Raw genomic sequence first — 5262 nt, 5'->3', positions numbered from 1 at the left:
CCCGACTATGTTAAAAACTTGGAGCATCGTAGCCATAGCCGTGATCACAGCCATTTTAGTGATGTGGGGAATCCTAGCCTATCAGAGCCACAAAATCGGCAAGAACGCAGAGATAATCGCCCAACAGAACCTAGCTATACAGGACTTAGCGAACAAGGGGGGCAACATCAAGCTGAAAGACTGCATAGACAACAAAGATCGCAAACGCTTATGCGTTCTAGTGAACAAGGATGCACCGACTTGGCAGAATGGCAGCTTAATGGTTCCGATGGGGTATTAATTGATGACCGAATTAGAAAAGCACTTACTCGAAGCCTTGGAACAAGCACAGGCGCAACAACAGCAGAGGGAAGCCGATTTACTCAAGATGTTCGAGAGTACCAAGCAAGACAATCAGAGCGTCAGGGAAGCATTCAAGAAGCTTTTAGAGAACATCAGCGAAACAGACCAGACCCGAAACGAGAGCTTGAACAAATTAGCTCGGCAAGTAAGCAACTTGAGCTTTCAAGTGCAAGACTTCAAGATACAAAACAAAGCCTTGATAGAGCAATTACAGGCATTAGAAATGCAAGTCAGCAAGTTAAAGAAATGAATGAACCTAAAAAAAGTTATGGGATGAGGTTTGGCTGATGAGCCATCCCTCATTTTTAAGCGACTTAAATACTAAAATTGCATTCAGGTATTTTTTGCTGTAATTCTTTATATTTTGCTTTAACGGCATCAAGTTTGGCTTGGTTCGGGTTGCCATTAAAGAAAAAGCCATCAAATGGTTTCTTTTCTTCAGTGTATTTAACTTTTAAGTCGTTACAGTCTTTTCTATTTTTAACAGCAGTTTTGGCAATATCCTCAGAAATTTTTACATATTTTTGGTCACGAATACGTAATGTTTTTCCATCATCAGACAAGTTGAAAGGAATCACAGTTAAACCGTTATTAACACCTAGTTCTTCTTTCTCAGTTTTTTCTAGAACTGTCTCTTTTTTTGCTTTGCCTAATAAATCGGTATCTCTGAATATATTTTCATTAACTAGGTAAGTATCTTTATCTTCCTTTCGAATTTCTAAAATTTTTGGATACTTGGTGTCTTCTAATTGCCAGTAACCAATATATTTGTCGTAAGGCTTTGAACAAGCAGTTAGAGCTAATGCTAAGAGAGTTAATAAAAATATTCTCATGATTTACCTATGTTAATTAGACTTATGAGGGTATTAGCTTAGTTAATTTTTTGAAAAACCCAAAAAGAATACTTTAAAATCAGATTTTCTTACATTAAAAGTAATGAAAAAGTAAAGAATATGACTTATATTATCTTTACTTTAATGGTTTTTGAGTGAGGGAATCATGTCCGCAGTCAATTTCAATATGCGCTTAGAAGCAGAGTTAAAAGAACAAGTTACCCCTATTTTGGAAGACTATGGTTTGACTATGCCTCAAGCATTCAAACTGTTCTTGAATCAAATCGTTAAAACTAAAGCGATTCCTTTGTCTTTTGACTATGCACGAGAACCTGCTTTAACTCCTAAAGCAGCAGCCAAGTTACTTCAATCTTTAAAAGAAATTGAAAATGGCGAGTACACCGAGTACGAAACGGTAGAAGAAGCGATTAAAGCTATGTCGGAAGAAGCACATGGCTAAACGTAAGATTATCGTAACCAGTTCTTTTAAACGTGATATTAAAAGACGTTATTTAGAATTGGTTACGGCTGAATGGGCAGAGGTATTAGATTGTTTAGTAGAAAATAATTCATTACCTGAAAAATACTTAGATCACCCCTTAAAAGGTGGCGCAGAGTTCAAAAATTGTCGTGATTGTCATGTGAAGCCTGATTTAGTTTTGATTTACAGGCTTGTGGGAGATGACACTTTAGAATTACACCAGTTAGATAGCCATTCAGAGGTTTTTGGTTAGGTGACCAGTTAGACCTGTTTTAATGTTTTAAAATTAGTGAAAGTTAAGGAAGTTGTTATGTTGAAGCGGTCAAGTTTAGAAAGAAAAGAGTTCAAGCAGGAAGAACTTACGCTAATGAAGAAGCTTGATTTAAATCATATTGAGATTATTAAGTCTGATAATCTTGCACAACTCTTAATTTGGACTTCTGAACTTGCTCAACATAATCATGCTCAATTTATTGAATTTAGTAATAAGTTAGAGAATATTGATGAAATAGAAGAACGAGAAGAAATTAATAAAAAAATTAATTTTTATAGGAAAAGTGCATTTTCAGAAAATCAAATCAAAGATTTCTATCTAAAGAAGCTACTGGATCAGGGTGAAGCGACCATAAGGGGGTATATCAAACATCCGATTAAGCAGGATACGAAATATGCTGTAATTTCTTATCATGGACATGATTTTATTAGTTTTGCAACGCCTGAAATTGTTGAAAAATTTCCCCTGAATTTCATTGATTTTGTGCAAATGGAAGCACCAAAAACACTGGCTGATATACACCCTGATGAAGCTCTACTGCTATCAACTATCAAGGATTTTATAAAGCCCTTTAAAGAACAATATAAAAAAATAACGAGCAAAAATAGGGAGATTAAAGAACATAATACGGTCGTACATGAAATTTATATAAAAATTAAAAATAAAGAGGCAACTCTGCAAAAATCAACAGACTCGAAGCCTAAAGAATCTAGTCCAAAGTCTACTGAAAATAGTGCTGTACCAGTAGAAATGAAGCAGGTAGCCATTCAGAAAAATATGGCTCCACAAGAAAAGCCGATTACTGTGATTAAGAAGCGAAAGTTTGCTTTAAACAAAGAAAAGTAAATTTTAATTTAAAAATACAAAGAAAAAGCCCATCAAGTATTGAAACTCGACGGGCTTTCGCTTTATATTCAGCGGTACGCAGTTATTTGATGCAACGACATCAAGTAACGAAGATCATAAGGTTTGACGACCGTTATGATTTCACACTAAGGCTTGTACCTGAACTCTATTTTCACAATAAACAGTGTTTAGTTCAAGACCCAAAATGATAAGTCTTCGTTAATCCGTGTTTTAAATCATCAAATAAGCATCCTAGATCGAGCTTTGCCTGCTCCTGCGTGTCCGTTTTACGGATTGGCATGCGTTGCATGTGGAGGGAATAAGTGTCACTGGTGCAACGTAGCGATAGTCGAAAGGCTAAACCGCTACAGGGGAATCTCACAAAAGCGGAGCGTTAAGAGTAGTTGTATAGGTTGGTTAAGTTGTATGTTGGGGAAACCCTCGCAGAGATACCGCCATACTTCGACAGGGAGCGTGTGGGGAGAGGTGCAAGACCTTTAGTCCTTGTCTGCATAGTTTGCAAAGCTATGTGCGGATACGACCGATATACGTGGCTCCGAAGCCAAAAGAATATGCGGTAAATCGGCAATACTTAAAGGATGCGTCATTTTTTTAAATGACCGCCTTTAGGGAGAGTATTGCCGAAACTCTCTCAACCGTTCACCAAAGCCAAAGGGCTTGCCCGACGCTTTGGGGGCGAGTTGAGAAGTTGAGAGCATTTGCTTTTTATATATTAAGAATAATTATTTAAAAAAATTATTACTGAAAGGAGTTAACAACGGTTGTGGGCAAAGACTTTTCCTGTGCATCAAACCTGTGTGTAACTCAACGTATAAATCTGTGATTTATGCGGAGTTATGCATAGTGTTTGTGCATAGATCAGAAAAGGCGGTCGCTTGCGATTGTCCATAATCTTGTAACTACTCATCCAATACCGACCTAATCACAGATAGCCTTTGATCACATGTAGTCAATATTCTAGCGAATCTTGTCGGCCTGTAATCAACATGCTATTGTGATTAGAAGCCAGCATACACAAAGGGGACTTCGTCCCTTTTGTGCTACTGGGATCAGGGGCTTCACCCCCGACACCCCCGAAAACCGCCCAAAGAGAAAAATCATAGATTTTTTCTTTGTACGGTTACAAACCGAGGATCTGATTTAGGCATGACCAAAAAAGAAATAGTCAAAAGACAAAAGGAAATCAAAATCCGTTTAACGGATGAAGAACATCAAGCCCTTTTAGACCGATGTACTACAGCTAGCCTTGCGAGTTGGATGCGTGAAACTTGTTTAAGTGAAAAACGTACCAAGCAAAGCAAAGTCATTGAAGTAGACCCAAAATTATTAAGACAGCTTGCAGGCATTGGAAATAACCTAAATCAGATAGCTAGATTGGTTAATCAGCAAAGTAAAACAAGTTCAGCAATAGACCGTATAGCAATAATCACAGCTTTATCAGGTATAGAGCGAGAGCTTCAGAGATTGCACAATGATCATAAAAATACATAGTCGTGGTGCAGGTTCGGGGCGTGGTCCCGTGGATTATTTACTTGGTAAAGACCGAGATCGGGAAGATGCAAGGCTAGACCGTGGCGACCCTGAACAAATGATTCAATTGATTGATAGCACTAACTTTGCTCAAAAATATACATCGGGTGTTTTATCGTTTGCAGAACGTGATTTAGACGAACACCAAAAGCAACAGATCATGGATAGTTTTGAACGTGTATTGATGCCAGGTATAGATAAAGATCAATACTCAATTTTATGGGTACAGCACCAAGATAAAGACCGCCTAGAGCTTAATTTCGTTGTAGCAAATGTGGAACTTCAAAGCGGTAAACGCCTACAGCCTTACTACGACAAAGCAGATCGTCCACGTTTAAATGCATGGAAAGACCTAGTAAATGATCATTACAAGCTACATGACCCTAATGACCCTCTAAATAAGCGTGAGTTATGCACTCCTAATGCTTTGCCAAAGCATAAGCAAAAAGCCTCAGAAATCATCACAGATGGACTTTTAAGCGTTGCTGAAAGTGGACGTATCCAAAGCCGTGATGATGTGATTAAAACGCTTGAATCCGCAGGCTTTGAGATTGCTAGGACTACACCAAAAACAATCAGCATCAAAGACCCTGATGGGGGTAAAAATATTCGTCTTAAAGGAATGATCTATGAGCAAGATTTTAGATTTGGCAAAGAGCTTCGAGCAGACATCGAGCGAGCAAGCGAAAGATACCGAGCAAGTCGTAGCGACAGAGTTCAAGAAGCACGAGCAACGCTTGAAAGACTTGTTACAAGAAAACGAGAGAGCAATGAACTCCGCTATCCAAGAGCAGAACAGACGGTTACTCCCGACTATGTTAAAAACTTGGAGCATCGTAGCCATAGCCGTGATCACAGCCATTTTAGTGATGTGGGGAATCCTAGCCTATCAGAGCCACAAAATCGGCAAGAACGCAGAGATAATCGCCCAACAG

The 5262-nt window shown here is 38.4% G+C and carries 8 protein-coding genes and 1 pseudogene; 8 read left to right on the top strand and 1 reads right to left on the bottom strand.

The features are described 5' to 3' along the window. Both FTU17_RS17800 and FTU17_RS17795 read left to right on the top strand, forming a co-directional pair. Positions 1–280, top strand: a 280-nt coding sequence (locus FTU17_RS17800; protein WP_218955570.1) for a hypothetical protein, incomplete at its 5' end; no start/stop codon positions are given. A 3-nt stretch (positions 281–283) separates the two neighbouring features. Further along, on the top strand, positions 284–592 hold the full coding sequence (locus FTU17_RS17795) for an MbeD/MobD family mobilization/exclusion protein (protein ID WP_180136084.1): 309 nt from the start codon (positions 284–286) through the stop codon (positions 590–592). Positions 593–656: 64 nt separating this feature from the next. Here the strand turns inward: FTU17_RS17795 and FTU17_RS16755 are convergent, their stop codons facing one another. Then, a complete protein-coding gene (locus FTU17_RS16755) occupies positions 657–1175 on the bottom strand; it encodes a hypothetical protein (RefSeq protein WP_180136082.1) in 519 nt (172 codons plus the stop codon). Between the two features lie 166 nt (positions 1176–1341). On the opposite strand from FTU17_RS16755, the gene FTU17_RS16750 reads away from it, so the two are divergent. The 6 genes and pseudogenes from FTU17_RS16750 to FTU17_RS17785 form a co-directional block, all read left to right on the top strand. Then, positions 1342–1635 (top strand): type II toxin-antitoxin system RelB/DinJ family antitoxin, encoded by a 294-nt coding sequence (locus FTU17_RS16750; protein WP_004870963.1) that lies wholly within the window; start codon positions 1342–1344, stop codon positions 1633–1635. Continuing rightward, entirely contained in the window at positions 1628–1909 is a 282-nt protein-coding gene (locus FTU17_RS16745) for a type II toxin-antitoxin system YafQ family toxin (protein ID WP_180136081.1), read from the top strand. The genes FTU17_RS16750 and FTU17_RS16745 overlap by 8 nt, the downstream gene beginning before the upstream one ends. 57 nt (positions 1910–1966) lie before the next feature. After that, on the top strand, positions 1967–2776 hold the full coding sequence (locus FTU17_RS16740) for a hypothetical protein (RefSeq protein WP_180136079.1): 810 nt from the start codon (positions 1967–1969) through the stop codon (positions 2774–2776). Between the two features lie 1167 nt (positions 2777–3943). Further along, positions 3944–4288 (top strand): MobC family plasmid mobilization relaxosome protein, encoded by a 345-nt coding sequence (locus FTU17_RS16735; protein ID WP_166137874.1) that lies wholly within the window; start codon positions 3944–3946, stop codon positions 4286–4288. Beyond that, positions 4269–4586, top strand: a pseudogene (locus tag FTU17_RS17790) (hypothetical protein); the annotation flags it as partial. The gene FTU17_RS16735 and the pseudogene FTU17_RS17790, both read left to right, overlap by 20 nt. 370 nt (positions 4587–4956) lie before the next feature. Continuing rightward, on the top strand, positions 4957–5262 hold a 306-nt coding region (locus FTU17_RS17785), incomplete at its 3' end, for an MbeB family mobilization protein (RefSeq protein WP_373684081.1).

It is taken from the genome of Acinetobacter sp. YH12070 (assembly GCF_013419625.1).
Classification (GTDB): Bacteria; Pseudomonadota; Gammaproteobacteria; order Pseudomonadales; family Moraxellaceae; genus Acinetobacter; species Acinetobacter amyesii.
This window is presented reverse-complemented; position numbering and strand designations above follow the sequence as displayed.

Bases quoted from the DNA above. Each gene is read 5' to 3' on its own strand.
- FTU17_RS16740 (WP_180136079.1), top strand. From the start codon at position 1,967: ATGTTGAAGCGGTCAAGTTTAGAAAGAAAAGAGTTCAAGCAGGAAGAA.
- FTU17_RS17795 (WP_180136084.1), top strand. From the start codon at position 284: ATGACCGAATTAGAAAAGCACTTACTCGAAGCCTTGGAACAAGCACAG.
- FTU17_RS16755 (WP_180136082.1), bottom strand. From the start codon at position 1,175: ATGAGAATATTTTTATTAACTCTCTTAGCATTAGCTCTAACTGCTTGT.
- FTU17_RS16745 (WP_180136081.1), top strand. From the start codon at position 1,628: ATGGCTAAACGTAAGATTATCGTAACCAGTTCTTTTAAACGTGATATT.
- FTU17_RS16735 (WP_166137874.1), top strand. From the start codon at position 3,944: ATGACCAAAAAAGAAATAGTCAAAAGACAAAAGGAAATCAAAATCCGT.
- FTU17_RS16750 (WP_004870963.1), top strand. From the start codon at position 1,342: ATGTCCGCAGTCAATTTCAATATGCGCTTAGAAGCAGAGTTAAAAGAA.